The organism is Streptomyces sp. NPDC041068, assembly GCF_040647455.1.
In the GTDB taxonomy this organism is placed as follows: domain Bacteria; phylum Actinomycetota; class Actinomycetes; order Streptomycetales; family Streptomycetaceae; genus Streptomyces.
The window spans coordinates 31,196-55,498 of sequence record NZ_JBEZCG010000028.1 but is presented as its reverse complement, the minus strand read 5'-3'; the positions used below and the strand labels follow the sequence as shown (position 1 = coordinate 55,498).

Here is a 24,303-nt window from a genome sequence, read left to right as displayed (position 1 = left end):
AGGCGCGCCGTGTTCAAACGCTCAAGGATTTCCTCAGAAAGTCGAGTTCGAGCCGCAGCAGGTTCGCCGCCACCTCCTCCTGGGCGACCAGATGGCTCGCGCCGGGCAGCGGCAGCACGGTGTGCGGGCGACCCGCCGCCAGCAGCGCCGCGGAGAACCGCAGCATGTGGACGGGCAGGACGTTGTCGTCCGCGAGCCCGTGCACCAGCATCAGCGGCCGCTCCAGGAGATGCGCGTGCGCGACCAGCGAGTTGCGCTCGTACTGCTCGGGCTGGGCGTCGGGATGGCCCAGATAGCGCTCCTTCCAGTGCGTGTCGTACAGCCGCAGGTCCGTGGGTGCGGCGCCCGCCACCGCGGCGTGGAAGACGTCCGGACGGTGCAGCACCGCGCCCGCCGCGAGAAAGCCCCCGAAGGACCAGCCGCGGATGCCCACGCGCTTCAAATCCAGGTCGGGGAACCGCTCGGCCGCGGCGTGCAGCGCGTCCACCTGGTCGTCGATCACCGGCGTCAACTGGTCGCCGTGCACTGCCTTCTCCCAGTCCTCGCCGCGCCCGGGGGTGCCGCGCCCGTCCGTGATCAGCACCGCGAACCCCTGCTCGGCGAACCACTGCGCCACGACCGTCCACCACGCGCGCGCGTGGACCACGAGTTGGAGTCCTGGACCCGCATAGGGACAGAGCAGTACCGGCAGCTTTCCGGAGCCCGGCTCGTGCCAGGACGGCAGATACAGCGTGCCGCGCAACTCCCGGCGGCCGAGGGTGAGACGGCGGGGCCTTGGCGTCACCACCGGCTCCTCGGCGAACACCGCGATCCGCCCGGCGGGTTCGCCGCCGCGCAGCACGGTCACCGTCTGCCCCTCGGGTGTCCTGCTGTCGAGGACCACCGTGTCGCCGCCCACGGCCGCGGTGTGCACGCCCGGCCCCTCGCTGATCCGTCGCGGGGTGCCGTTGCGTAGTTCGGGGACGGGCTCGTCGTCCTGGTGGTCGAACGACCAGACGTGGACCTGGGTGGGGTCCTCGGGCGACGCGGTGAACCACACCCGCTCGCCGACCGAGCCCAGGACCTCCCGCACCTGCAGGCCGCGAGGCGTCCCGGTGTTGCCGACCCGTAGACCGCGCGTGCCGCCGAGCACGTTCCAGGGCCGCACGAGCCGACCGCTCGCCAGGCGCAGGGGCGTTCCCGGCATCAACTCCAGCCAGGCGGTGTCCCGTCGGTGCGAGACCATCCGCGTCTCGCCGGACTTCGGGTCCACCTCCATGATGTACATCGAGCGCTGGTCGCGGGTCTGGAGCGTGATCAGGGGGCCATGGGCGTCCCAGCACACCGTGGGGACGTACTCGAAGGTGCCGTCCGTCCACTCTCCAAAGAAGTGGTACTCGGACACGTGCTCCGGGGTGCGCACCGCGACCCGCTTCCCGTCCATGCCCAGGACGTGCAGCGACGTCTCGGCATTGGCGGTGCCCGCCGCCGGATAGCGCACCGCGCGCGGCGGCAGATCGGGCCGCGCGGGGTCGGAGATCCACCACCGCTGCACCCGCGAGGCGTTCACGCGCGCGACGATCAGCGCATCGCTCTGCGGAGACCACCAGAACCCCCGCTGCCGGCCCATGGACTCGGCGGCCGCGTGATCGGCGAGCCCGTACGTGACGTCGTCGTCCTCGGGCTCGGCGAGCGCCCGGTCGCCCGTGCCGTCGGTGCCGATGACGCGCAGGGCGCCGCCAGTGGCGTACGCGATGTGAGTCCCGTCGGGCGAAGGGCGCGGGTCGACCACGGGGCCGGCCGTGGCGATCCGGCGCGGTGCACCGCCGCCCGTGTCCACCACCCACAGCGCGCCGCCCAGGGAGAAGACCACCACGCGCGCGTGGTGGTCGGTCGCGAAGGCCACGACTCCATGTGACGCCTCTCGCGCGCGTTCCCTGCGGACGCGTTCGGCCTCCGGCAGCGGACCCGTCTCGCCGAGGCCGAGCGGATCGGCGAGCATGCGCTCGGCCCCGTCCTCGAACAACCACAGCCTGCTGACGGGGTCGTCGCCCGCGGTGGAGCGGACGAACAGCACCCGCTCGCCGTCGGCGGAGACCGCGAAACCGCGCGGCACGCCCAGGGAGAAGCGGCGCGTGCGCGCGAACTGACCAGGAAGATCAAGGGAGTCCATGCCGGGCACTGTAGGCAGGCGGGCGAGCGCTCGAACAGAGCGTGATCGAACAGCGCGGGACCGGCAGTAATCTGGGGCCATGCTCAGCGAAGTCACCGCGGTCCGCTACGTCACGCCCCTGCGGGAGGGCGGCTCGCTGCCCGGGGTCGTCGAGGTCGACGACCACGGCACGTACGCGACGTACGTCATCAAGTTCACCGGCGCGGGACAGGGCCGCAAGACACTCGTCGCCGAGGTGGTCTGCGGTGAGCTGGCGCGCAGACTCGGTCTGCGGATGCCGCGGCTCGTACAGATCGCGCTCGACCCGGTCCTCGGCCTCGGCGAGCCCGACGAGCGCGTGCAGCAGCTGCTCAAGGCGAGCGGCGGACTCAACCTCGGCATGGACTTCCTGTCGGGCGCCCTCGGCTTCGACCCGCTGGCCCACGAGGTGGACCCGGCGGAGGCGGGACGCGTCGTCTGGTTCGACGCGCTGATCAACAACGTGGACCGCTCCTGGCGCAACCCCAACCTGCTCCTGTGGCGGGGCGACCTGTGGCTCATCGACCACGGCGCCAGCATGATCTGGCACCACAACTGGCGCACCGCTCGGACCGCGTCCGCCAAGCCGTACGACGCCTCGGACCACGTCCTCGCCCCCTACGGCCCCGACGTGGCGGCGGCCGCCGCCGAGCTCGCCCCGCTCGTCACCGAGGACCTGCTCACCGAGGTCGTGGCCGAGGTGCCCGACGCGTGGCTGGCCGACGAGCCGGGCTTCGCCGACGCGGACGAGGTGCGCCGCGCGTACGTGGCGGCGCTGCTGCCGCGTGCCAAGACCATCCACGAGCGGATCACCCTGCCGGGGACCGAGCCGAAGGGTGCCACCAAGTGAGCGAGCAGTCCGTGCCCGTACGGGACGTCTTCGAGTACGCACTGGTGCGCGTCGTGCCGCGCGTGGAGCGGGGCGAGCAGTTCAACGCGGGCGTGGTGGTCTACTGCCGCGCCAAGTCCTTCGTGGCCGCCCGCACCCACCTCGACGAGGGCAAGCTCCTCGCCCTCGACCCGGCCGCCGACGTGCGCGGCATCGAGGCCGCGCTCGGCGCCGTCGAGCGGATCTGCGAGGGCGGAGCGGCCGCGGGCCAGGCCGAGGGCGACGACGCGGGGCGGCGCTTTCGCTGGCTCATCGCGCCGCGCTCCACGGTGGTGCAGCCGGGGCCGGTGCACACGGGCCTGACGGCGGATCCCGCGGCCGAGGTCGACCGTCTCCTCGACCTGCTGGTGAGGTAAAGAAGCACAGCCCTCCTGTGTGCCGTTGACACCCGGTGCCAGGGCTTCTAGCGTCTCGTCCAGCTGAAGGTACTAAGCGGTCGCTCACCATCGGGGCGTACCGTGGACCGCACCCCATGAGCCGTATCCAAGGGCGAGGAGAACCAGCATGTCCACCACTGAGCAGCGCGTCGCTGTCGTGACCGGAGCAGCGCGAGGCATCGGCGCGGCCACCGCCGTACGGCTCGCCGCCGAGGGCCGCGCCGTGGCCGTCCTCGACCTCGACGAGGCCGCCTGTAAGGACACCGTCGCGCAGATCGCCGCGGCCGGTGGCAAGGCGATCGCCGTCGGCTGCGACGTGTCCGACGAGGCCCAGGTCGAGGCCGCCGTCGCCCGCATCGCCCAGGAGCTCGGCGCGCCGACCATCCTCGTCAACAACGCCGGTGTGCTCCGCGACAACCTCCTCTTCAAGATGAGCGCGAGCGACTGGGACACGGTCATGAACGTGCACCTGCGCGGCGCCTTCCTGATGTCGAAGGCCTGCCAGGCGCACATGGTCGACGCGGGCTTCGGCCGCATCGTCAACCTCTCCTCGTCCTCCGCCCTCGGCAACCGCGGCCAGGTCAACTACGCCGCCGCCAAGGCCGGCCTGCAGGGCTTCACCAAGACCCTCGCCAAGGAGCTCGGCAAGTTCGGCGTCACCGCCAACTCCGTCGCCCCCGGCTTCATCGTCACCGAGATGACCAAGGCCACCGCGGACCGCGTCGGCATGGGCTTCGAGGAGTTCCAGGCCGCGGCCGCCACGCAGATCCCGGTGCAGCGCGTGGGCCGCCCCGAGGACATCGCCAACGCCATCGCCTTCTTCACGGGCGACGCCGCGGGCTTCGTCTCCGGCCAGGTCATGTACGTCGCCGGCGGCCCGCTCAACTGACCCGGAAGGCAAGGATCATGGCTGTGCAGGACAGTGGGAAGGCCGCGCTCGTCACGGGCGCGAGCCGCGGCATCGGATACGGCATCGCCGAGGCCCTGGTCGCCCGCGGCGACCGCGTCTGCATCACCGGACGCAACGAGGACGCCCTCAAGGAAGCCGTCGAGAGGCTCGGCTCCGACCGGGTCATCGGCGTCGCGGGCAAGGCCCACGACGAGGCGCACCAGGCGGTCGCCGTGGAGCGCGCCATGGAGGCGTTCGGCCGCGTCGACTTCCTGGTCAACAACGCCGGTACGAACCCGGTGTTCGGGCCGATGGCCGAGCTCGACCTCAACGTGGCGCGCAAGGTGTTCGAGACCAACGTCATCTCGGCGCTCGGCTTCGCCCAGCAGACCTGGCGGGCCTGGCAGAGCGAGCACGGTGGCGCGATCGTGAACATCGCCTCCATCGCCGGCGTCTCCGCCTCGCCGTTCATCGGGGCGTACGGGATGAGCAAGGCCGCCATGGTCAACCTCACCCTGCAGCTGGCGCACGAGTTCGCGCCGAAGGTGCGCGTGAACTCCATCGCGCCCGCGGTCGTCAAGACCAAGTTCGCCCAGGCGCTCTACGAGGGCCGCGAGGCGGAGGCGGCGGCCTCCTACCCGCTCGGCCGGCTCGGTGTGCCCGAGGACATCGGCGGCGCGGCCGCGTTCCTCACCTCCGCCCAGTCGGACTGGATCACGGGCCAGACACTCGTGGTCGATGGCGGCATCTTCCTCAATGCGGGCGTCGGCTGACGAAGGCCGCACAACCGCTGAGTACGCCGTCAAAAGCGACGTTTACCCGCATCAAGTGCCCCGTCGGCGCAATGAGTTGGCCCGGCGGGGCACTGCGATATGGTCTCCCGACCCCATGGCATGGCCGAACGAGGAGCGTGCGCGTGTTCAGTGAAGTTCCCCTTGCGAAGCGGAAGAGGGGTATGCGCCAACTGGCGGCGCTCACGTCCATATCCCTGCTCGCTGGTTGCGGGGTGCTGTCCTCCGAAGGGTCGGACGAGGAACAGCAGATCACCGTCGGCACGATGAGTGCGCCCAGCACCCTGGACCCGGCCAAGGCCTGGGACAGCTCCTGGGAGCTCTACAGAAACGTTTTCCAGACGCTGCTCAGCTTCCCTTCGGGGGCGACCGAGCCCGAGCCGGACGCCGCGGAGTCCTGCGAGTTCACTGACGCCTCCAGCAAGGTCTTCACCTGCGAACTGCGCGAGGGCCTGAAGTTCTCCGACGGCGACCCGCTGGACGCGGCGGCCGTGAAGTACTCCTTCGACCGCATGCGGACGCTGGACGAGAAGGGCGTCGTCAAGGGCGGCCCCATGGGTCTGCTCGGCTCGCTCGACAGGGTCGGGACGAAGGGCGAAAGGACCGTCGTCTTCCACCTCAAGAAGCCGGACGCGACCTTCCCGTTCGTCCTCGCCACCCCGGCCATGTCGATCGTCGACCCCAAGGAGTACCCGGCCGACAAGCTCCGCGAGGGCAACGAGGTCACGGGGTCCGGGCCGTACACGCTCAAGTCGTACGCGCGCAACGAGAAGGCCGAGCTCCTCAAGAACGACAGCTACAAGGGCGCGGCCGACGTCAAGAACGACGGCGTGACCATCCGCTACTTCAAGAAGTCGTCGGCGATGGTCGACGCCCTCAAGGCCAAGCAGATCGACGTGACCTTCCGAGGTCTCGCCTCCGAGGACATCCTCGCCATGCAGGGCAAGGGCAGGCGCGAGCAGGACATCCAGCTCGTCGAGGGCTCGGGCACCGAGATCCGTTACCTGGTCTTCAACACCAAGGACCCCTGGGCGCGCAAGCTGCCGGTCCGGCGGGCGTTCGCGCAGGTCGTCGACCGCGGGGCCATCGCCCACAAGATCTACAAGGACACCGTCGAACCGCTGTACTCGATGGTCCCCAGGGGGCTCACGGGCCACGCCACCGGGTTCTTCGACGACTACGGAAACCCCAGCGCGGCCAAGGCCAGGAAGATCCTCACCGACGCCGGCATCAACGAGCCGGTGCCGCTGACCCTCTGGTTCACCTCCGACCGCTACGGATCCGCGACCGCGCTGGAGTTCGCCGAGCTCAAGCGGCAGCTGGAGGCGTCGGGCCTGTTCAAGATCACGCTCAAGAGCCGCCCCTGGACCGAGTTCCAGGAGGGCTACAGCAAGGGCGAGTACCCCGTCTTCGGGCGCGGCTGGTTCCCGGACTTCCCCGACGCGGACAATTTCATCGCGCCGTTCGTCGGCCCCAAGAACGTGCTCAACACGCCCTATCCCTCCAAGGAGATCACCGACGAGGTGCTGCCGCGCGAGCGCAGGGAGACCGATCGGGGCGCGGTCATCGACCAGTTCGAGCGGGCCCAGGAGATCCTCGTCGACGACGTGCGGCTGCTGCCGCTGTGGCAGGGCAAGCAGTACATCATGTCCAGCGAGGAGATCGCGGGCGGCGAGCGCGCCCTCGATCCCTCGGCGATCATGATGATGTGGGAGCTGCAGCGCAAGACGAGCTGGTAGTGGCGCGGGCGGGCGGCGTGGGGGTGCGGGCCGGGCGAGCGTCGAGCGGGGCGCGGGCCGGGCGGGCGGGTCGATTGTCAGCGGTCGCCGGTAGGTTCTGTGGTGAGAAGTGACCGCACACCGGAGGTTGTTGACGTGACCGACATCGCCATGCTGCCCGCGTCCTGGCGCGGAGTCCTCGGCGAGGAACTGCAGAAGCCCTACTTCAAGGAGCTCACCGAGTTCGTCGAGGACGAGCGGTCGAAGGGTCCCGTCTACCCTCCGCGTGACGAGGTCTTCGCCGCCCTCGACGCGACGCCGTACGACCAGGTGAAGGTCCTGGTCCTCGGCCAGGACCCGTACCACGGCGAGGGGCAGGGCCACGGCCTCTGCTTCTCCGTGCGCCCCGGTGTGAAGACCCCGCCCTCGCTGCGGAACATCTACAAGGAGATGAAGGAGGAGCTCGGCCACCCCGTGCCGGACAACGGCTATCTGATGCCGTGGGCCCAGCAGGGCGTCCTCCTGCTGAACGCGGTCCTGACGGTCCGCGCGGGCGAGGCCAACTCCCACAAGGGCAAGGGCTGGGAGAAGTTCACGGACGCGGTGATCCGCGCGGTGGCCGACCGCCCCGACCCGGCCGTCTTCGTGCTCTGGGGGAACTACGCCCAGAAGAAGCTCCCCCTGATCGACGAGGAGCGGCACGTGGTCGTGAAGGGCGCGCACCCCTCGCCGCTGTCCGCGAAGAAGTTCTTCGGCTCGCACCCCTTCACGCAGATCAATGAAGCGGTGGCCGCGCAGGGGCACGAGCCGATCGACTGGCGGATCCCGGACCTCGGCTGACGCCGGAGTCCTCAAGGTGTACGTCAGCGCGGCGTGTCAGCATGGCGTATGTCACCAAGGCGTATGTCAGCCCTCAAGGGTGTACGTCAGGGAGTACGGCGTGGTGTGCTGCCCGCCCCGCGCCGTGAACGAACCGGTGCCGGTGAGCCCCGCGAGCTCACCGGTCGCCGAGCCGGGGAGCACGGCGAAGGAGCACTCGATGACGCCGTCGGCGCCGAAGGAACCGCGCTGCTCGATGACGAACGAGCCCTTGCGCCCGTCGAGCGTGCCGTCGATGAACTCGTGGCCGACGAAGGCGCCGACCGTCTCGCTCGTGTACGCGATGGAGTACTCGCAGGAGGTGCCCGCCGCCTCGATGGCGCCGGCGTAGTCGTTGGCGACGGCGGCGTGTGCGATGCGGGCCCCGCCGTCCGCGCCCGCGACGGGCTTCTCGTCCCAGTGGGCGAAGGTGAAGGTGCCGGTCGTCTCGTCGGTCGTGGTGATCTGGTCGGTCATGGGGTCCTCTCGGTGTCGAGGGCCCCGGCGGGCCGCTCTGGAGAAGATGCTGACAGGGGTACCTGACACCTTCTGTCAGGTACCGAGGCAGACTTGGGCGCATGCGCGCCGACCGGCTCCTGGCCCTTCTCCTGCTGCTCCAGAACCGCGGACGCATGACCGGGCCCGAGCTCGCCGAGGAGCTGGAGGTCTCGGTCAGGACCGTCTACCGGGACGCCGAGGCGCTCGCCGCCTCCGGAGTGCCCGTCTACGCCGAGCGCGGACCGACGGGCGGCTTCCGGCTCCTCGACGGCTACCGGACCCGGCTGACGGGCCTCACCGACGACGAGGCCGACTCCCTCGCGCTCGCCGGTATGCCGGGGGCCGCCGCCGACCTGGGTCTCGGCGCGGAACTGGCCACCGCTCAGCTGAAGTTGGCCGCCGCGCTGCCCGCCGGGCTCGGTGAGCGGTCGCGGCGCATCCAGGAGCGCTTCCACCTGGATGCGGCCGCGTGGTTCCGCGCCGCGGACCCGGCGCCGCTGCTCGACGTGGTCGCCGATGCCGTCTGGCGGCAGCGGGTCCTGCGGGCGCACTACCGGCGCTGGGGCGGCGAAGTCCGGCGCGAGCTGCACCCGTTGGGTCTCGTGCTCAAGGCCGGCAACTGGTACCTCGTGGCGTCCGTCGACAGCGACGTACGTACGTATCGGGTGTCGCGGTTCCTGGCGGCGACCGTGGCGGAGGAGCCCTGCGGCCGCCCCGACGGCTTCGACCTCGCGGCGTACTGGGAGGAGGCCTCGCGCGGCCTGGAGGCGCGGGTGCTGCGGGGCACGGCGCGGCTCAGGGTGTCCCCGGCGGGGCGGCGGCTGCTGCCCGTGATGTTCGGGGCGGCGGGGGTGCGCGCCGTGGACGGGGCGGGGGTGCCGGACGCGGACGGCTGGACGGAGCTGGATCTCGACGTGGAGGAGCTGCCGGTGGCGGTGGCCGACATCCTCCGCCTCGGCCTGGAGGCGGAGGTGCTCGGGCCGCCCGAGCTCCGTGCCGAAGTGGCCAGGAGCGTCACCGGGCTGGCCCAGCGGTACGCGTGAGCGGCCCGCCCGTGAACGTGCCTGACCGGGATTGTCAGTGGCGGCGGCTAGCGTCGTCAGGGATGGGGGAGTCGGCCGCACGACCACGGAGGACCCGGTGACGGAGCAGCAGGAGCAGACGGCGGAGGACGCGATGATGACCCGGATCGGGCAAGCGGTCATGCTGCATCACGGCGGTGACCGCGAGGAGGCGCAGGACCGCTTCCTCGGTCTGTGGGGGGAGATCGGCGAGGACGGCGACCCGCTGCACCGCTGCACGCTCGCGCACTACATGGCGGACACCCAGGAGGACCCCTCGGACGAACTGGCGTGGGACCTGCGGGCGTTGTCGGCGGCGGACGAGCTCACCGACCAGCGGCTGAACGAACACCACAGGTCGCTCGCGGTGCGCGGCTTCTACCCCTCCCTGCACCTCAACCTGGCCGCGGACTACGTGAAACTGGGCCGCCCGGAGGCCGCCCGTAGCCATCTGCGCCGGGCCCGGGGCGCGGTGGGCTCCTTGGAGGACGACGGGTACGGAAACGGGATCAAGGCGGCCATCGCCCGCCTTGAGCGGGAGGTGGGGGAGGGGAGCGAGGAGGAGTGAGGGCGGGGCGGGGGCATCGGCTCAACGCCCGTACGTCTCACGGCAGATGACGGCCTGAGGGCTGTCCGGCCGCCAGTTGCCGTACGCCTCACCCAGTGCGCACACGTCCGTGCCGGGAGCCGCGCTCGTGGGGGAAGGGGCGGGGCGGGTGGCGCCCGCGTCCGGTCGTGACGCGGCGGGCCTGCGCGCCGGTGGGGGCGTGGGGCGCGAGGGGCGCGACGGCGCGAGGGCCGGGTGGGGCTCGGTCTCTGCGGCGGCCCTGCTCGGCGGTGCGGAGTGACGGCGGGGCGGGCCCATGCGCTCCAGGGCCTCGCGGGCCGGGGCCTGCACGATCTGCGGCCGGTTCTTCCCCTCGGCGCGGGGTCCGGGAGGGGGTGCGGTGACGGCCGCGGGGCGGGCCCCGTCGGGCCGCTCGACGCTCACACAGCCGGAGACGGTGGCCGAGACGGCCACGGAGACGAGGAGCGCGGTGGCGGTCGTCGATCGATGCACCCGTACAACTCTGCGGTGTGCGTGGGCCTTTGGCGCCGGAACACGGTGACGTTGCCCCGCATGGGTGACGGGACATGGGTGACGGGGCATGGGGGCGGGCAGCCTCACACCCGGTCACCCGGTCACCCGGTCACCCGGTCACCCGGCCGCCCGGTCACCCAGCCACCCGAGCCCGGCCCCCGCTCACCCCTCCAGCATCCCCCGCAACAGTTCCCCCACGCTCCTCCGCAGTTCCTCCTCGGTCGGGACCGTGGCGTGGTACGAACCCGCCACGCACGAGAACATCAGGCCGTCGCACCACGCCACCAGGGAGAGCGTGTGGCGCTCTGGTTCGCGGGAGCCCGCGGCGCGGAGCAGGGCCACCAGGGGCTCGCGGAACTGGGCGCCCGTCGCGTCGTAGAAGCTGCGCAGCTCCGGCCTGCGGGTCGCCTCCATCGCCAACTCGTAGCGGGAAACGAGCAGTTGGCGGTAGTCGCCGGTCAGGTAGCGGTGCAGGGCCAGGGCGAGGCCCGCGGCCAGTGCCTCCAGGCCGGCCGCCGGGTCCGGCATCCCGGCGGGGTCGAGGACCTCGCTCTCCCGCTCGGCCTGCCGCCGCACCGCCGCCTCCAGGAGGGCGAGCCGGGTGCGCGCGTGGTTGGACGTAGAGCCCTGCGGCAGCCCCGCCGCCTCGTCGACGGCCCGGTGGGTGAGGCCGCGCATGCCGCGCTCGGCGAGCAGGGCGAGGGCGGCGTCGGCGATGACTCGGGTGCGGGGGGCTCCCGCGCTGCGTACGGACATGGCGGAAACCTTACCGGGCTCACTACAGGTGTAGTACGGTCATCGCATCGCTCACTACAGCTGTAGTGAAGGGGTGGGCGACGAGCACGCGGCAACCGCGTGCGGCACCGCAGAGGAGGAGCCATGAAGCAGCAGCCCCACGCAGTCGTCATCGGCGGCGGCATCGGCGGGCTCACCGCGGCCATCGGCCTGCACGAGTCCGGGTGGAGCGTCACGGTCCTGGAGCGTGCCGCCTCCCTGGAGCCGGTCGGCGCGGGCATCGGTCTCGCCCCCAACTCCCAGCGCGCCCTGGACGTCCTCGGCCTCGGCAACGAGGTCCGCGCGCTGGCGGCCTGGCAGGGCGACGGCGGGATGCGCGCCCAGAACGGTCGCTGGCTGGTACGCACGAGCGCGGCCGAGGCCGAGGCGGCGTACGGCGGCTCCCTGGTCATGCTGCATCGCGCGACCCTCGTCGACCTGCTGGTCTCCGCGCTGCCCGAGGGGGCTCTGCGCACCGGCACACGGGCCCGCCTCACGGACCCCGGTGGCACCGACCGCCCCGCCGTCGTCGCCACGGACGACGGCGACACCGAGGCGGACCTCGTCGTCGGCGCGGACGGCATCGACTCCGCCGTGCGCACGGCGCTCTTCCCGGCCCACCCCGGGACCGTGTACGCCGGATTCACCGCATGGCGGTTCGTCATCCCCGCGCCGGACCGGGCCTTCGCGCCGCACGAGACCTGGGGCCGCGGCGGCGTATGGGGTACCCAGCCGCTCAAGGACGGCCGGGTGTACGCGTACGCCACGGCCCGGCTGCCCGAGGGCGGCAGGGCGCCCGACGACGAGAAGGCCGAGCTGGAGCGCCGCTTCTCCGGCTGGCACGAACCGATCCCCGAGATGATCGCCGCCGTCCGTGCGGAGGACGTCCTGCGCAACGACGTCCGCTACCTGCCGACGCCGCTCGCCCGCTTCCACCGGGGCCGCGTCGCCCTCGTGGGGGACGCCGCGCACGCCATGACGCCGAGCCTCGGCCAGGGCGGCAACCAGGCCATCGAGGACGGCGTCGTCCTCGCCCACCACGCGGCGCCCGGCAACGATCTCGCCGCGGGCCTCGCCGCGTACAGCGCGGACCGCGTCCCGCGCACTACGGAGATCGTCCGGCGCGCCGCGCGTGCCTCCCGCGTCACGCACCTCACCGGCGCCCCGCTCATCGCCGTACGCAACACCCTTGTCTCCGCGGCGTCGCGGCTCGGCCCGAACTTCATCATGCGCGGCTTCGCCTCCATCGCCGACTGGCGTCCTCCGCGGGCCCCGTATGCTGCGGGAACGGCGACCGGAGCCCCCGAGCCAAGCACGGAGGCGGCGGATCGCGAGCCAGTACAGAGGTAGGCCAGTGGTAGTGGTCGGTAGGGAGACAAAGGTGAAGATCGGCTGCATCGGACTCGGTGACATCGCGCAGAAGGCGTACCTGCCCGTCCTCACCACCCTGCCCGGCGTCGAACTGCACCTGCAGACGCGTACGCCCGCGACCCTCGCCCGGGTCGCAGGCGTCCACCACATCCCCGAGGAGCGCTGCCACACCGACCTGGACGCGCTGCTCGCCCAGGGGCTCGACGCGGCCTTCGTGCACGCGCCGACCGCCGTGCACCCGGAGATCGTCACCCGCCTCGTCGAAGCGGGCGTGCCGACCTATGTCGACAAGCCCATCGCGTACGAACTCGCCGACTCCGAGCGGCTCGTGAGCCTCGCGGAGGAGCGCGGCGTCAGCCTCGCCGTCGGCTTCAACCGCCGCTACGCGCCCGGGTACGCGCAGTGCGTGGAGCACCCGCGCGAGGTGATCCTGATGCAGAAGAACCGTGTCGGGCTGCCGGAGGACCCGCGCACGCTCGTGCTCGACGACTTCATCCACGTCGTGGACACGCTGCGGTTCCTGGCGCCGGGGCCCGTCGACGACGTCACCGTGCGCGCCCGCGTCGAGGACGGGCTCATGCACCACGTGGTGCTCCAGCTGGCCGGTGACGGGTTCGTCGCGATCGGCATGATGAACCGGCTCAGCGGCTCCACCGAGGAGATCCTGGAGGTCTCGGGCCAGGACACCAAGCGGCAGGTGGTCAACCTCGCCGAGGTCGTCGACCACAAGGGCCAGCCCAGTGTGCGGCGGCGCGGCGACTGGGTGCCGGTGGCCCGCCAGCGCGGCATCGAACAGGTGGTGCTCGCCTTCCTCGACGCCGTGCGCGCGGGCAAGGTGCTCAGCGCCCGGGACGCGCTGGCGACCCATGAGCTGTGCGAGCGTGTGGTCCGTGCCGTTCAGGAGCAGGTGCGGGGCGCCTGAGAGCGCGCACGCCCTCCGTCGCGCACAGGGCGGCGAGCACGAGCAGCGCGGCGTGCACGGGCCACTCGCCCCACCTCACGTACGCCGTGGTGCCCTTGGCCAGCGGTACGTCGTACACCTCCGCGGCGCTCGCCGACGTACCGAGCGGGGTGCCGACGCGCGAGCCGTCCGGGGCGTGCACCGCCGAGACCCCGGTCAGCGTGGCGTGCACCATCGGGCGGCCCGTCTCGGCGGCCCGCAGCGCCGCGAGCGAGGCGTGCTGCCGCGGCGCCCAGCTGTCCTGGAACGACGACGTGGCGGACTGGGCGACGAGCACCTGGGCGCCGTCACGCGTGAGCTGACGACTCATGTCGGGGAACGCCGACTCGAAGCAGACCAGCGGGCCGACGCGCAGGCCGTCCCCCGCGTCCATGACCACCTGCCGGTCGCCGCGCCTGCGGTCCTCGCCCGCGGCCTTGCCGACCGACGTGGCCCAGCCGAGCAGGGAGCGCGCGGGGATGTACTCGCCGAAGGGGACGAGCCGCATCTTGTCGTAGCGGTCGCCGGTCGGGCCCTGCGGGCCGACCAGGACGGAGCTCTTGAAGATGCCGGGTCGGTCGGAGCGGCGCGCGTCGACGTTCACCAGGATGTCCGCGCCGACCTCGCGGGACAGCGCGGCGATCCGGCGCGCGACGTCGGGCCTGTCGGCCAGGTCGAAGCCGACGCTGCTCTCGCCCCAGACGACGAGGTCCAGATCCTGGCCCGCCAGTTCGCGGGTCAGCGCCTCCTCGCGGGCAAAGCGCTTGTCGGCGCCCGAGATGCCGTTGATGACGCCGGGCTGGACGACGGCGATCCGGGTGTGCCCCGCAGATTCGGGGCGCGGCGCCCACGTCCAGGCGGCCGTCGTCGCGGCGGCCACGGCGAGCAGGCCCGCCAGGGCGGGGGCGGCCGAAGCGCCCGCGGAGGGCCGAGGGGCCGAGGCGGTGCGCGTGGTCGTGGCGGTGCGCTCGGCCAGGGCTGCGACCAGCAGCGCGACCGCGGTGTTCATGACCACGACCAGCGCACTGACCAGCCACACCCCGCCCAGCGATGCGAGCCGCAGCGCCGGCTCCACCTGCCACTGGCTGGACCCGAGCAGGCCCCACGGACCGCCCAACCCCTCCCAGGACCTGACCAGTTCGACCATCAGCCAGGCCGAGGGCAGCACCACGAGCGCGGCCGCGGCCCGCCCTCGGGTCGGCACACCGCTCAGGTGGCGCCGCACCAGCCAGCCCCAGGGCATCCACAGCAGACCGAGCAGTGCCGCGATGACGACCGTGAACACATGCAGGCTCGGCACCAGCCAGTGGTGCACGGCCAGCATGAAGCCGAGGCCGCCGAGCCAGCCGTCGAGAGCGGCCCGCCGCCCGGTCGGAGCCGACCTCACGAGCAGGATCCAGGGGACCAGTGCGACGTACGCGAACCACCACAGCGACGGGGCGGGGAAGGCCAGGGCGGGCAGCGCCCCGGCCGCGACGGCGATGGCCCCGCGCCACCAGCGCGAGGCGAGCAGCGGCACGGCGCGCCGCCTGAGCCGCCCCCACCGGTCGTCGCCGAAAAGATCCATGCAGCGCCTCCCTCGGTCCCCGACGCCCGGTCGTGCTTCCAGTGTGCGCGTCGTCGACGATCTAGGACAGTGGGCGTTCGTTCATGCGTCGGAGGTTACGGGGCAGGGGTCATGCGTCGGAGGTTATGCGCCAGTGGTCATGCGTTCAGTGGTCATGCGTCTGAGGTCGTTTCCCGTCGGCGTTCGCCCTGCTGCCGTTCGTCGGCCGTGCGGCGCCACTTCTCCGTGACGACCACGTGGCGCAGCCGCCAGCCACTGTGCGTACGCAGGAGCGCGAAGGAGTAGCGGCCGCCGCAGACGAAGTCCGGTGCCGTGCTCGTGGCGGTGTCGAAGCGCATGGGGTTCACGTAGTCGGCCTGCACGTGCGCGGTGTCGCCGATGTCCTGGTCGCGCGTTCCGAAGTCCAACTTGCGGTTGGCTATCAGGTGTTGGCGCATCGGGAACAGCCGCATCGTCTCCGCGAGCCATGCGGCGATCTCGTCGACTCCTCCTTCGATGCCGCCCGCGGAGCGGTAGTCGGCGCGTCCGCCGGGGGTGAAGAGCTGTCGGTAGCCGTCCCAGTCGCCGTCGTCGACGGTCACGGCGTAGTCGGTGATGAGGGCGTCGATCGCCAACCTGTCGATCACGGCTGCGAGTTCCACACGCTGCGTCATCGGCTCAGTGTTGGGCACGGGCGGTGCCGAGCCAAGGGGCGTGCAGGGAAGAAGAGTTAGCGTGGGGGAGTGAGGACCAAGGGTGTGCTGATGGATGTCGGCGGAGTGCTGGTCCGGGAGTACCTGCCGGCCGCGGCGCGGGAGTGGGGCGCGCGGCTCGGGATCTCGGCGAGGGCCTTCCTGGCGGCGCTCTATGAAGGCAACGACTCCGGTGTCCTGATCGGTGTCGTCACCGAGGACGCGTGGTGGCACACGGTCGGGCGGCGGCTGGGGATCGGCCCGGAGCTGGTCGCCGAGGTGCGGCGGGACCTGGCGGCGCGGGAGACGTGGGACGAGCAACTCGTGGGGCGGCTGAGGGAGTTGAGGGGGCCGCGGGGCGAGCGGGTCACGCGGCGCTCCCTGGACCGGCAGGGCCTCGCCGAACGGACGGAACGCGTCGCGACCGCCGTCGTCAGCAATACGTGGCCGAGCCTGCGTACGAGGATGACAGAGGCCCGGCTCCTCGACATCGCCGACCACCTGGTCCTGTCCTGCGAGGTGGGCTGCGCCAAGCCGGACCTCCGCATCTACGAGATCGCCCTGCGGCGGACGGGCACGGAGCCCGAGCGGACGCTGTTCGTCGACGACACCGCCGAGAACGTCGAGGCGGCGCGGATGCTCGGAATGGCCGGTCACGTCCACACGGGCGTGGAGGACACGCTGGGCAGGATCGACGCCTTCTTGCGGTCCTAGGTCGCGCTTGCCCTCGCGGTTCTAGGCCGCCTTCACCACCTCTTCGCGGACCGCGGCAGCCCACTCCGTCACCAACTGCTCGTACTCCCTGCGCTGTTCGGCGGTGAGCCGGCCGCCGGCGCGCAGCCACAGGCCGCGGATCCGCTCGTTGAGTTCGACGGAAGATCGCACGGAACCATGGGGTGGTGGGGTTAAGGGCATGGCGTCAAGCCTAGGGGATGGCTACGACAATCGGAACTGTCAGCTACCACACACCTCCACCATGTGATCGTCCCGTCCGGTCGCCGTGCCCAGAACGGTATGGAACGGTATTAATCGGAAGGAAGATTGCATCCCCTACCGGAAGGGTTGGTGGCGCCATGTCCTCGAAGCGACGCCGCAAGAAGAAGGCCCGCCGCAAGCATGCGGCCAACCACGGCCGACGGCCGCAGTCCTGACGGGCGCGGCGTGGGCGGCCCCTTCGCATGCGACACCTCGAACGTGACATCTCGAACGTGACACCTCGAATGTGACAAAGGGGCGCTGAGGCGCCCCTGCGCCGTACATGATGCCGGGCATGGAGGATTCCGCGAAGAGACTCAGTCCGTGGCAGTGGACGGCGGTCGTCGTTCTGGTCGTCGTCGCCGCGGGGGCGATGGTGACCGCCGTCGTCCAGGTGCCCTGGCTGGTGGAGGGCGACCGGGTCAAGGACGGGAACGGCGACCTCGTCCCCGCGGCCGGCATCATCATCACGGGACTCCGCACCGCGCTGATCGCCATCGTCGCCGGAGCCATCGCCGCGCTCGGCCTCTGGTACACGCACAAGAAGCACGCGCTGGACCGGCGGCAACTGCAGCAGGCGCAGGAGCAGTTCCAGTTGGCCCAGCGCCAATTCGAGCACGCGCAGGAACAGTTCGCCCACACGCAGGCCAAGGACCGCGAACAAGCCGACCTCGCCCGCGAGGCGCAGGTGACCGACCGCTACGTAGAAGCGATCAAGCTCCTCAGCTCGGGCGACGACACGCAACGTCTGGGCGGCATCTACAGCCTCGAACGGACGATGCGCGACAGCGAGAAGGACCACGCGACGATCGTGGCGGTCCTGGCCGCGTTCATCAGGCAACACGCACCCGTGGAGGGCTTCCTGCCGCGCCCGGACGAGGTGGTGCAGGCGGCTGTGACGGTCCTGGGGCGCCGCCCTGTACGGGAGGAGGCGACCCGACTGGACCTGAGACGCACCAACCTCGCGTCCCTGGACCTGTCCCACGGCAACTTCACCCGGGCCCGCCTGGCGGGCGCGAACCTACGTGAGGCTGACCTCCAGCACGCGGACTTCTCCCGGGCCTGGGCCCCCAAGGCCGACTTCAGGCGAAGCTACGCGATCTCGACGAAGTTCCACGGGGCCTATCTGCGCAAGGCCCGCTTCTCGATGGAGCAAGTACCGGTGGGAATGTCGGAGTTCAACGAGGTCGTCACCGACCCGGACGCGGGCACGAACAACGCTCCCGAACGGGAGAGTTCGCCGCAGGGCCCCCACTGACCCGCGTCACCCCGCCGATTCCCCCGCATGCGGGCTCAACGCCCCCGTCGCCACCAGCACGACCAGGACGATGCCGAGCAGGATGCGGTAGTAGACGAACGGCATGAAGCTCTTGGTCGTGATGAACTTCATGAACCACGCGATGACCGCGTAACCGACGACGAAGGCGATGATCGTGGCGAAGATCGTCGGGCCCCAGGAGACGTGGCCCTCGCCCGCGTCCTTCAGTTCGTAGGCGCCGGAGGCGAGGACGGCGGGGATGGCGAGGAGGAAGGAGTAGCGGGCCGCGGCCTCGCGGGTGTAGCCCATGAGGAGGCCGCCGCTGATCGTGGCGCCCGAGCGGGAGACGCCGGGGATCAGGGCCATGGCCTGGCAGATGCCGAAGATCAGGCCGTCCTTGACGCCCAGTTCCTTGAGGTCCTTGCGGTGGCGTACGGCGCGGTGCTTGCCGCCCGTCTCGTCGCGGGCCGCCAGGCGGTCGGCGATGCCGAGGACGATGCCCATCACGATCAGCGTGGTGGCGATCAGGCGCAGGTCGCGGAAGGGGCCCTCGATCTGGTCCTTGAGCGTGACGCCGAGGACGCCGATCGGGATGGAGCCCACGATGACCAGCCAGCCCATCTGCGCGTCGTGGTCCGAGCGCGGCACCTTGCCGAACAGCGAGCCGAACCACGCCGAGATGATGCGGGCGATGTCCTTGCGGAAGTAGATCAGCACGGCGGTCTCGGTGCCGATCTGTGTGATCGCCGTGAACGCCGCCCCCGGGTCGTGCCAGCCCGCGAAGGCCGCGGTCAGCCGCAGATGTGCGCTGGAGGAGATCGGGAGGAACTCGGTCAGTCCCTGGACGAGCCCGAGGATGAAGGATTCAAGCCAAGACATGAAAGCTGCGCCGTCCAAGTAACTGTGGTGTGACTGAGGCGGAATGCCGGGGCACGAGGGGTGATCATGTCCCTCGTCGTGGGGGCAGCGTAGCGGGCTTGGGTTACGAGACCGTGGGAGGGCCGACCCGGATCACTTGACCGGCGTCGCGGACGGGCCCGCCGCCGTCCATCCCGGCGTCTGGGGGTGCGCCGTCAGGTCGTCGTGGCGGACCGCCTCGCCACAGGCCGAACACGTCACCACCGGGGCCAGTTCGTGGCCGCAGGAGTGTTCGAGAACCATCGGGCGGTCGTCGTCGCCCCGCAGGTGGCGGTCGCCCCACGCCATGAGGGTCATCAGGACGGGTTCCAGTTCGAGGCCGGCGCGCGTCGGCCGGTACAGGAAGCGCTGCGGGCGCTCGCTGTAGGCCACCTTCTCCAGGATGCCCGCCTCCACCAGGCGGCGAAGGCGCGTCGCGAGGATGTCGCGGGGCGCGCCGATGTTGCGGACCAGCTGGTCGAAGCGCTCATTGCCGAGGCACACCTCGCGCAGCACGAGCAGGGAGTACTTCTCGCCGACCAGGGCGAGGGCGTCGGCGATGGAGCAGGGGCGCGGATCCTTCATGCGCGCAGTCTAGGGGGCGGAGGGGTGAGGGTTTGATTTTCCAACCCGCCTCGCTATGGTGAGTTTGGTTTTCCTACTCACTGGTAGTCGAAAGAGGCCGCACCATGCGTGACGCCGTCGTCGTCGAAGCCGTACGCACCCCCGTAGGCAAGGGCAAGCCCAACGGCGCCCTCGCCTCCGTCCACCCGGTCGAGCTCCTCGCCCACACCCTGCGCACCCTCGTCGAACGCACCGGAATAGACCCGGCCCTGGTCGACGACGTGATCGGCGGCACCGTCGACCAGGTCGCCGAGCAGGCCATGAACACCACCCGCTACGCCGTCCTGTCGGCCGGCTTCCCCGAGTCCGTGCCCGCCACCACCGTCGACCGCCAGTGCGGCTCCTCGCAGCAGGCCGTGCACTTCGCCGCGCAGGGCGTCATGTCGGGCGCGTACGACATGGTCGTGGCCTGTGGCGTGGAGTCGATGAGCCGCGTACCGATGTGGTCGAACGTGCCCGCGGGCGCCGACCCCTTCGGCCCCGGCGTCGCCGCGCGCTATCCGGAAGGCCTGGTCCCGCAGGGCATCAGCGCCGAGCTCATCGCCGCCAAGTGGTCCATCGGGCGCGAGCGCATGGACGAGTTCGCCACGACCTCGCACCAGCGGGCCGCGCGTGCCTGGGACGCCGGTCTCCTCGACGCCGAGACCGCGCCGATCGCGGGCCTCACGCACGACGAGTCCGTACGTCCCGCCACCACTCCCGAGGTCCTCGCGGGGCTCAAGCCCGCTTACTACGACCCGAACTTCGGCGAGCGCTTCCCGCAGATCGACTGGTCCGTGACGGCCGGCAACTCCAGCCCCATCAACGACGGGGCCTCCGCCGTCCTCATCACCACCAGCGAGAACGCCGCCCGCCTCGGTTTGCGCCCGCTCGCCAGGCTGCACAGCTTCGCCGTCACCGGATCCGACCCGCTCCTCATGCTCACCGGCATCCTGCCCGCCACCGAGAAGGTGCTGCGCAAGGCCTCACTGACTCTCGACGACATCGACCTCTTCGAGGTCAACGAGGCCTTCGCGAGCGTCGTCCTTGCCTGGCTGCAGGAGACCGGCGCCGATCCGGCGAAGGTCAACGTGCACGGCGGCGCCATCGCGCTCGGCCACCCGCTGGGCGCCAGCGGCACCCGTCTGATGACCACGCTCGTCCACGCCATGCGGGCCCGCGGCGCGCGCTACGCCCTGCAGACCATGTGCGAGGCGGGCGGCCTCGCCAACGCGACTGTCCTGGAGGCGCTGTGAGGCGTTGACCTCAGCGGCCGCGCAGGTGGTGGCGCTTGAACCACGCCACCGCCACCCCGCCCAGACCCGTCACCGCGATGAACCCCATCGCGATCAGGAAGGCGGGAGACGTCGGCGTCGACGCGCGGGCGCCCGCGATGACGTACGCGGCCGTGTTGGGGATCGACCCCAGGCCCGTGGCGATCAGGAACGGCGGCCAGCCCATCCGGGACACCGCCGCGCAGTAGTTCGCCGCGGCGAACGGCACACCGGGAAAGAGCCGCACCGCCAGCATCGAACGGAAGCCGTGCCGGCTGAGCTGGCCGTCCGCGGCCTTCAGCCAGCGGCCCCGCAGCAGTGGCCGCAGCGCGTCCTGGCCGAGCATCCGGCCGAGCCCGAAGGCGATCCCCGCGCCGAGCACCGTGCCCGCGACCGCCGCGACGAGACCCGCCTGCGAGCCGAAGAGCGCGCCCGCCGCCAGATTCAGCAGCGGACGCGGCACGAACGCGGCGGTGCACGCTCCGTACGCCACGGCGTACAGGGCGACCGCCGTGGCGCCGCCCAGCTGCGCGGGCCACCCGCCGGACAGGATCCGCTGCGGTTCGAAGAGCAGCACGCACGTCCCGGCCGCGGCGAGCAGCACCACGAGCAAGGACAGCCGCGACCACGGCGACAGCAGAGCCCTGGTGCAGCGCACGGCGAAGCCCTGCGGACGGGCGGTTGCGGTCTCGAGCATCCGGGAAGACTAACCGGCTCATGTGTCTGATCGCCGTATGGTGCGTCTCATGAGCGTCACAGTCCCGAGAAGTGACCTGGCCGACACGGTCGTCGAACGGCTCGTCGCGAGCTACTCCGCGGCGGCCGATCCGGAGCGGGCCGCGCAGATGAAGGCGTACATGAAGGACGTCGCCCCCTTCCTCGGCCTGACCTCGCCCGAGCGCCGTGACCTGGCCCGCGCCGTCCTCGCCGGGACCCCGCGTCCGGACGAGGCGGACTGCGCGGCTCTCGCGCTGCGCTGCTGGGAGCTGCCCGAGCGCGAGTACGCGTACTTCGCCGTCGACTATCTGCGCCGCCACGTGAAGCGCTGCTCGTCCGGCTTCCTGCCCGTCGCCCGGCACCTCGTGACGACGCACTCCTGGTGGGACACGGTCGACCTGCTCGCCGCGCACGTCGTCGGCGGCCTGGTCGCCGCCGATCCCGAGCTGCGGTCCGTCATGGACGAGTGGATCGAGGACGACAACCTGTGGGTGGCCCGCACCGCCCTCCTCCACCAGCTCCGCCACAAGACGGCCACCGACACCGACCGGCTCTTCGCCTACTGCGTACGCCAGTCCGGGCACCCCGACTTCTTCATCCGCAAAGCGATCGGCTGGTGCCTTCGGGAGTACGCCAAGACCGACCCGGACGCGGTGCGCGCCTTCGTCGAAGCGGAGCGGGGCAGGCTCGCGCCGCTGTCGGTGCGGGAGGCTCTGAAAAACCTCTGAAGAACCGCGGAGCCGTGCCGGAAACCGTTGAGCGAGCCGTGCCTTCGACGGCACGCCTCAGCCCGTCGGGAACGAGTGGTGCTCGTGCGCCACGACCCAGCGGCCCCGCTCCTTGCGCAGCCCGAGCGTGAGGCGCAGCCGGCTGTCGGGCCGCTCGGCGAGTTCCTGCGGGGTCCCGCAGCGCAGCAGGGCGTGCGCGTACGCGACGTCCTCGCCCGCCGTCACGTCGAGGGAGACGATCTCGAACGAGGCGCCCTGCGCCTGCCACGTGAAGAAGGGCGGCCACACCGCGCGGTAGGCGTCGATGCCGCGGACGCCGTCCTGGGGCGGCGGCACGTCGAACATCACGATGTCGGCGGCGTGATCGGCGACGACCGTGTCGAGGTCGCCCGTGTGCACGGCGTCGGCCCAGCGTTCGATCAGGGCCCGGATCTCCGCGGTGTCGTCGGCCATGGCGCGCACCTTCCCTTCGTAGCAGTCGTACGACGGTCCGTCCCGACCGCAACTCATCGGCACAGGCGCGCCGTTCAGGGCCGAAATTCATTCGACGCGCCCGCGTCCATCGGCAATGATCGGCGTCATGTTCCGGCACGCCTTCCTCACATATTCGCCCGCAGTCGCGGGCGCGGTGAAGGCTGCCGTCCTCCCCGTCGCCGCATTCGACGGCGCCCGAAGCTGACCCTCTCCGGACATTCCGGCGGACCCCACAGGGGGAGGGTCGGCGCGGTACCGGGGTCCCCGCCTCATCCAAGGAGGCCATCACTCTTTGTTCCTGGAAGGAACAGCCATGCCCAAGACGGCATACGTACGCACCAAGCCCCACCTGAACATCGGCACCATGGGCCACGTCGACCACGGCAAGACCACCCTGACCGCCGCCATCACCAAGGTCCTCAGCGAGCGCGGCACCGGCACGTTCGTGCCCTTCGACCGCATCGACCGCGCGCCGGAGGAGGCGCAGCGCGGCATCACCATCAACATCGCCCACGTCGAGTACGAGACGGACACCCGGCACTACGCGCACGTGGACATGCCCGGCCACGCGGACTACGTCAAGAACATGGTCACCGGCGCGGCCCAGCTCGACGGGGCGATCCTCGTCGTATCCGCGCTGGACGGGATCATGCCGCAGACCTCGGAGCACGTGCTGCTCGCCCGCCAGGTCGGCGTCGACCACATCGTCGTCGCCCTCAACAAGGCCGATGCCGTCGCCGACGGCGAGGACGCTGCGCTTGCCGACCTCGTCGAGCTGGAGGTCCGCGACCTGCTCTCCTCGCACGGGTACGGAGGCGACTCGGTCCCCGTCGTACGCGTCTCCGGCCTCAAGGCCCTGGAGGGCGACCCGCGGTGGACGGCCGCCATCGAGGCGCTGCTCGACGCCGTGGACACGTACGTGCCGATGCCCGAGCGGTATCTCGACGCGCCCTTTCTGCTGCCCGTCGAGAACGTGCTCACCATCACCGGGCGCGGCACCGTCGTCACCGGTGCCGTCGAGCGCGGCACGGTCCGCCTCGGCGACCGCGTGGAGGTCCTCGGCGCGGACACCGAGACGGTGGTCACCGGCCTGGAGACCTTCGGCAAGCCCATGGAGGAGGCGCAGGCGGGCGACAACGTCGCGCTGCTGCTGCGCGGTCTGCCACGCGACGCCGTACGACGCGGCCATGTCGTCGCGGCGCCCGGCAGTGTCAGTCCGAGCAGGCGCTTCACCGCGCAGGTGTACGTCCTCTCGGCCCGGGAGGGCGGCCGCACGACGCCGATCGCCACCGGGTACCGGCCGCAGTTCTACATCCGCACCGCGGACGTGGTCGGCGACGTGGACCTCGGCGAAGCGGCCGTCGCCCGCCCCGGCGACACGGTCACGATGACGGTCGAACTCGGCCGTGACGTACCGCTGGAGACGGGCCTCGGCTTCGCGATCCGCGAGGGCGGCCGCACGGTCGGCGCGGGCACGGTGACGGGCCTCGCCTGACGGGCCGGGCCCGGCCCTCGCCGCCGCCACGTCGTCCGGAGCCCTTCCCGGTCCGGTCCGGTCCGGTCCGGTCTGGTCCGGTCCGGGTTCGGTTCCTTCGGCTCTGCTCGGTGTGCGCTACGTACGAATTCGACGCACACCGAGCAGACGGGGAAGACGGGGGAGACGGGGCAGACAGGGCAGCGGCGTACTCCTGCGCGGCGCGGAGCAGGTCCTCGCGGGGGACG

Annotated in this window: 26 protein-coding genes; 15 read left to right on the top strand and 11 right to left on the bottom strand. The window is 71.4% G+C overall.

Going from position 1 to position 24,303, the window contains the following annotated elements; translation table 11 throughout:
* Nucleotides 1–13: 13 nt before the first annotated feature.
* Nucleotides 14–2,152, bottom strand: coding sequence for a prolyl oligopeptidase family serine peptidase (locus AB0B50_RS41425; protein WP_362342192.1), 2,139 nt, complete (start codon nucleotides 2,150–2,152; stop codon nucleotides 14–16).
* 79 nt (nucleotides 2,153–2,231) lie between these two features.
* Here AB0B50_RS41425 and AB0B50_RS41420 point away from each other — a divergent pair, with 79 nt between their 5' ends.
* The 6 genes from AB0B50_RS41420 to ung all read left to right on the top strand — a co-directional run bounded on the left by AB0B50_RS41420 (nucleotide 2,232) and on the right by ung (nucleotide 7,674).
* On the top strand, nucleotides 2,232–3,020 hold the full coding sequence (locus AB0B50_RS41420; protein WP_362342189.1) for a HipA family kinase: 789 nt from the start codon (nucleotides 2,232–2,234) through the stop codon (nucleotides 3,018–3,020).
* Nucleotides 3,021–3,031: 11 nt separating this feature from the next.
* Nucleotides 3,032–3,415, top strand: a complete 384-nt coding sequence (locus AB0B50_RS41415) for a DUF3037 domain-containing protein (protein ID WP_362342276.1) — start codon at nucleotides 3,032–3,034, stop codon at nucleotides 3,413–3,415.
* 148 nt (nucleotides 3,416–3,563) lie between these two features.
* On the top strand, nucleotides 3,564–4,325 hold the full coding sequence (gene fabG / locus AB0B50_RS41410; protein WP_362342186.1) for a 3-oxoacyl-ACP reductase FabG: 762 nt from the start codon (nucleotides 3,564–3,566) through the stop codon (nucleotides 4,323–4,325).
* A 17-nt stretch (nucleotides 4,326–4,342) separates the two neighbouring features.
* Nucleotides 4,343–5,098, top strand: a complete 756-nt coding sequence (locus AB0B50_RS41405) for an SDR family oxidoreductase (RefSeq protein WP_362342183.1) — start codon at nucleotides 4,343–4,345, stop codon at nucleotides 5,096–5,098.
* A gap of 182 nt (nucleotides 5,099–5,280) precedes the next feature.
* Nucleotides 5,281–6,855: an ABC transporter substrate-binding protein gene (locus tag AB0B50_RS41400; RefSeq protein WP_362342180.1), complete on the top strand. Its 1,575-nt coding sequence runs from the start codon at nucleotides 5,281–5,283 to the stop codon at nucleotides 6,853–6,855.
* Nucleotides 6,856–6,990: 135 nt separating this feature from the next.
* Entirely contained in the window at nucleotides 6,991–7,674 is a 684-nt protein-coding gene (ung, locus tag AB0B50_RS41395; protein ID WP_362342177.1) for a uracil-DNA glycosylase, read from the top strand.
* Between the two features lie 66 nt (nucleotides 7,675–7,740).
* On the opposite strand, the gene AB0B50_RS41390 is transcribed toward ung, so the two are convergent.
* On the bottom strand, nucleotides 7,741–8,169 hold the full coding sequence (locus AB0B50_RS41390) for a DUF3224 domain-containing protein (RefSeq protein WP_362342174.1): 429 nt from the start codon (nucleotides 8,167–8,169) through the stop codon (nucleotides 7,741–7,743).
* 101 nt (nucleotides 8,170–8,270) lie between these two features.
* Here AB0B50_RS41390 and AB0B50_RS41385 point away from each other — a divergent pair, with 101 nt between their 5' ends.
* Together AB0B50_RS41385 and AB0B50_RS41380 are read left to right on the top strand one after the other, a co-directional pair.
* Nucleotides 8,271–9,233: a WYL domain-containing protein gene (locus tag AB0B50_RS41385; RefSeq protein WP_362342172.1), complete on the top strand. Its 963-nt coding sequence runs from the start codon at nucleotides 8,271–8,273 to the stop codon at nucleotides 9,231–9,233.
* 97 nt (nucleotides 9,234–9,330) lie between these two features.
* A complete protein-coding gene (locus tag AB0B50_RS41380) occupies nucleotides 9,331–9,819 on the top strand; it encodes a hypothetical protein (RefSeq protein WP_362342169.1) in 489 nt (162 codons plus the stop codon).
* Nucleotides 9,820–9,840: 21 nt separating this feature from the next.
* On the opposite strand, the gene AB0B50_RS41375 is transcribed toward AB0B50_RS41380, so the two are convergent.
* Entirely contained in the window at nucleotides 9,841–10,311 is a 471-nt protein-coding gene (locus AB0B50_RS41375) for a hypothetical protein (protein ID WP_362342166.1), read from the bottom strand.
* Between the two features lie 183 nt (nucleotides 10,312–10,494).
* Nucleotides 10,495–11,088 (bottom strand): TetR family transcriptional regulator, encoded by a 594-nt coding sequence (locus tag AB0B50_RS41370; RefSeq protein ID WP_362342163.1) that lies wholly within the window; start codon nucleotides 11,086–11,088, stop codon nucleotides 10,495–10,497.
* A 123-nt stretch (nucleotides 11,089–11,211) separates the two neighbouring features.
* Here AB0B50_RS41370 and AB0B50_RS41365 point away from each other — a divergent pair, with 123 nt between their 5' ends.
* Complete coding sequence (locus AB0B50_RS41365; protein ID WP_362342160.1) at nucleotides 11,212–12,456, top strand: FAD-dependent monooxygenase; 1,245 nt, start codon at nucleotides 11,212–11,214, stop codon at nucleotides 12,454–12,456.
* A 31-nt stretch (nucleotides 12,457–12,487) separates the two neighbouring features.
* Nucleotides 12,488–13,399: a Gfo/Idh/MocA family oxidoreductase gene (locus AB0B50_RS41360; protein WP_362342157.1), complete on the top strand. Its 912-nt coding sequence runs from the start codon at nucleotides 12,488–12,490 to the stop codon at nucleotides 13,397–13,399.
* Here AB0B50_RS41360 and lnt read toward each other — a convergent pair.
* Nucleotides 13,317–14,984: an apolipoprotein N-acyltransferase gene (lnt, locus tag AB0B50_RS41355; RefSeq protein WP_362342155.1), complete on the bottom strand. Its 1,668-nt coding sequence runs from the start codon at nucleotides 14,982–14,984 to the stop codon at nucleotides 13,317–13,319. The genes AB0B50_RS41360 and lnt overlap by 83 nt on opposite strands.
* Before the next feature lie 152 nt (nucleotides 14,985–15,136).
* The gene (locus AB0B50_RS41350) at nucleotides 15,137–15,637 is read right to left on the bottom strand and encodes a nuclear transport factor 2 family protein (protein ID WP_362342152.1); all 501 of its coding nucleotides are present in this window, start codon (nucleotides 15,635–15,637) and stop codon (nucleotides 15,137–15,139) included.
* 69 nt (nucleotides 15,638–15,706) lie between these two features.
* On the opposite strand from AB0B50_RS41350, the gene AB0B50_RS41345 reads away from it, so the two are divergent.
* Complete coding sequence (locus tag AB0B50_RS41345) at nucleotides 15,707–16,369, top strand: HAD family phosphatase (RefSeq protein ID WP_362342150.1); 663 nt, start codon at nucleotides 15,707–15,709, stop codon at nucleotides 16,367–16,369.
* 21 nt (nucleotides 16,370–16,390) lie between these two features.
* On the opposite strand, the gene AB0B50_RS41340 is transcribed toward AB0B50_RS41345, so the two are convergent.
* Complete coding sequence (locus AB0B50_RS41340; protein WP_362342147.1) at nucleotides 16,391–16,570, bottom strand: hypothetical protein; 180 nt, start codon at nucleotides 16,568–16,570, stop codon at nucleotides 16,391–16,393.
* Nucleotides 16,571–16,925: 355 nt separating this feature from the next.
* Between AB0B50_RS41340 and AB0B50_RS41335 the strand changes: the two genes are divergently transcribed.
* Complete coding sequence (locus AB0B50_RS41335; RefSeq protein WP_362342144.1) at nucleotides 16,926–17,888, top strand: pentapeptide repeat-containing protein; 963 nt, start codon at nucleotides 16,926–16,928, stop codon at nucleotides 17,886–17,888.
* Between the two features lie 6 nt (nucleotides 17,889–17,894).
* Here AB0B50_RS41335 and AB0B50_RS41330 read toward each other — a convergent pair whose 3' ends face one another.
* Nucleotides 17,895–18,767 (bottom strand): undecaprenyl-diphosphate phosphatase, encoded by an 873-nt coding sequence (locus tag AB0B50_RS41330; RefSeq protein WP_362342141.1) that lies wholly within the window; start codon nucleotides 18,765–18,767, stop codon nucleotides 17,895–17,897.
* A 132-nt stretch (nucleotides 18,768–18,899) separates the two neighbouring features.
* On the bottom strand, nucleotides 18,900–19,370 hold the full coding sequence (locus AB0B50_RS41325; protein ID WP_362342138.1) for a helix-turn-helix domain-containing protein: 471 nt from the start codon (nucleotides 19,368–19,370) through the stop codon (nucleotides 18,900–18,902).
* A gap of 104 nt (nucleotides 19,371–19,474) precedes the next feature.
* Between AB0B50_RS41325 and AB0B50_RS41320 the strand changes: the two genes are divergently transcribed.
* Nucleotides 19,475–20,644 (top strand): thiolase family protein, encoded by a 1,170-nt coding sequence (locus tag AB0B50_RS41320; protein ID WP_362342135.1) that lies wholly within the window; start codon nucleotides 19,475–19,477, stop codon nucleotides 20,642–20,644.
* Nucleotides 20,645–20,654: 10 nt separating this feature from the next.
* On the opposite strand, the gene AB0B50_RS41315 is transcribed toward AB0B50_RS41320, so the two are convergent.
* Nucleotides 20,655–21,359, bottom strand: a complete 705-nt coding sequence (locus tag AB0B50_RS41315; RefSeq protein WP_362342132.1) for a TVP38/TMEM64 family protein — start codon at nucleotides 21,357–21,359, stop codon at nucleotides 20,655–20,657.
* Between the two features lie 49 nt (nucleotides 21,360–21,408).
* Between AB0B50_RS41315 and AB0B50_RS41310 the strand changes: the two genes are divergently transcribed.
* Entirely contained in the window at nucleotides 21,409–22,107 is a 699-nt protein-coding gene (locus AB0B50_RS41310; protein WP_362342129.1) for a DNA alkylation repair protein, read from the top strand.
* Between the two features lie 57 nt (nucleotides 22,108–22,164).
* On the opposite strand, the gene AB0B50_RS41305 is transcribed toward AB0B50_RS41310, so the two are convergent.
* The gene (locus AB0B50_RS41305; RefSeq protein WP_362342127.1) at nucleotides 22,165–22,560 is read right to left on the bottom strand and encodes an SgcJ/EcaC family oxidoreductase; all 396 of its coding nucleotides are present in this window, start codon (nucleotides 22,558–22,560) and stop codon (nucleotides 22,165–22,167) included.
* Nucleotides 22,561–22,894: 334 nt separating this feature from the next.
* On the opposite strand from AB0B50_RS41305, the gene tuf reads away from it, so the two are divergent.
* On the top strand, nucleotides 22,895–24,076 hold the full coding sequence (gene tuf, locus AB0B50_RS41300; RefSeq protein ID WP_362342124.1) for an elongation factor Tu: 1,182 nt from the start codon (nucleotides 22,895–22,897) through the stop codon (nucleotides 24,074–24,076).
* Nucleotides 24,077–24,303 lie beyond the last annotated feature (227 nt).

What these genes read in the sequence shown, in the direction of transcription:
- AB0B50_RS41425 (WP_362342192.1), bottom strand. Translation starts at nt 2,152, where the DNA reads ATGGACTCCCTTGATCTTCCTGGTCAGTTCGCGCGCACGCGCCGCTTC.
- AB0B50_RS41420 (WP_362342189.1), top strand. Translation starts at nt 2,232, where the DNA reads ATGCTCAGCGAAGTCACCGCGGTCCGCTACGTCACGCCCCTGCGGGAG.
- fabG (WP_362342186.1), top strand. Translation starts at nt 3,564, where the DNA reads ATGTCCACCACTGAGCAGCGCGTCGCTGTCGTGACCGGAGCAGCGCGA.
- AB0B50_RS41405 (WP_362342183.1), top strand. Translation starts at nt 4,343, where the DNA reads ATGGCTGTGCAGGACAGTGGGAAGGCCGCGCTCGTCACGGGCGCGAGC.
- AB0B50_RS41400 (WP_362342180.1), top strand. Translation starts at nt 5,281, where the DNA reads ATGCGCCAACTGGCGGCGCTCACGTCCATATCCCTGCTCGCTGGTTGC.
- AB0B50_RS41390 (WP_362342174.1), bottom strand. Translation starts at nt 8,169, where the DNA reads ATGACCGACCAGATCACCACGACCGACGAGACGACCGGCACCTTCACC.
- AB0B50_RS41385 (WP_362342172.1), top strand. Translation starts at nt 8,271, where the DNA reads ATGCGCGCCGACCGGCTCCTGGCCCTTCTCCTGCTGCTCCAGAACCGC.
- AB0B50_RS41370 (WP_362342163.1), bottom strand. Translation starts at nt 11,088, where the DNA reads ATGTCCGTACGCAGCGCGGGAGCCCCCCGCACCCGAGTCATCGCCGAC.
- AB0B50_RS41365 (WP_362342160.1), top strand. Translation starts at nt 11,212, where the DNA reads ATGAAGCAGCAGCCCCACGCAGTCGTCATCGGCGGCGGCATCGGCGGG.
- lnt (WP_362342155.1), bottom strand. Translation starts at nt 14,984, where the DNA reads ATGGATCTTTTCGGCGACGACCGGTGGGGGCGGCTCAGGCGGCGCGCC.
- AB0B50_RS41350 (WP_362342152.1), bottom strand. Translation starts at nt 15,637, where the DNA reads ATGACGCAGCGTGTGGAACTCGCAGCCGTGATCGACAGGTTGGCGATC.
- AB0B50_RS41340 (WP_362342147.1), bottom strand. Translation starts at nt 16,570, where the DNA reads ATGCCCTTAACCCCACCACCCCATGGTTCCGTGCGATCTTCCGTCGAA.
- AB0B50_RS41335 (WP_362342144.1), top strand. Translation starts at nt 16,926, where the DNA reads ATGGAGGATTCCGCGAAGAGACTCAGTCCGTGGCAGTGGACGGCGGTC.
- AB0B50_RS41330 (WP_362342141.1), bottom strand. Translation starts at nt 18,767, where the DNA reads ATGTCTTGGCTTGAATCCTTCATCCTCGGGCTCGTCCAGGGACTGACC.
- AB0B50_RS41325 (WP_362342138.1), bottom strand. Translation starts at nt 19,370, where the DNA reads ATGAAGGATCCGCGCCCCTGCTCCATCGCCGACGCCCTCGCCCTGGTC.
- AB0B50_RS41320 (WP_362342135.1), top strand. Translation starts at nt 19,475, where the DNA reads ATGCGTGACGCCGTCGTCGTCGAAGCCGTACGCACCCCCGTAGGCAAG.
- AB0B50_RS41315 (WP_362342132.1), bottom strand. Translation starts at nt 21,359, where the DNA reads ATGCTCGAGACCGCAACCGCCCGTCCGCAGGGCTTCGCCGTGCGCTGC.
- AB0B50_RS41310 (WP_362342129.1), top strand. Translation starts at nt 21,409, where the DNA reads ATGAGCGTCACAGTCCCGAGAAGTGACCTGGCCGACACGGTCGTCGAA.
- AB0B50_RS41305 (WP_362342127.1), bottom strand. Translation starts at nt 22,560, where the DNA reads ATGGCCGACGACACCGCGGAGATCCGGGCCCTGATCGAACGCTGGGCC.
- tuf (WP_362342124.1), top strand. Translation starts at nt 22,895, where the DNA reads ATGCCCAAGACGGCATACGTACGCACCAAGCCCCACCTGAACATCGGC.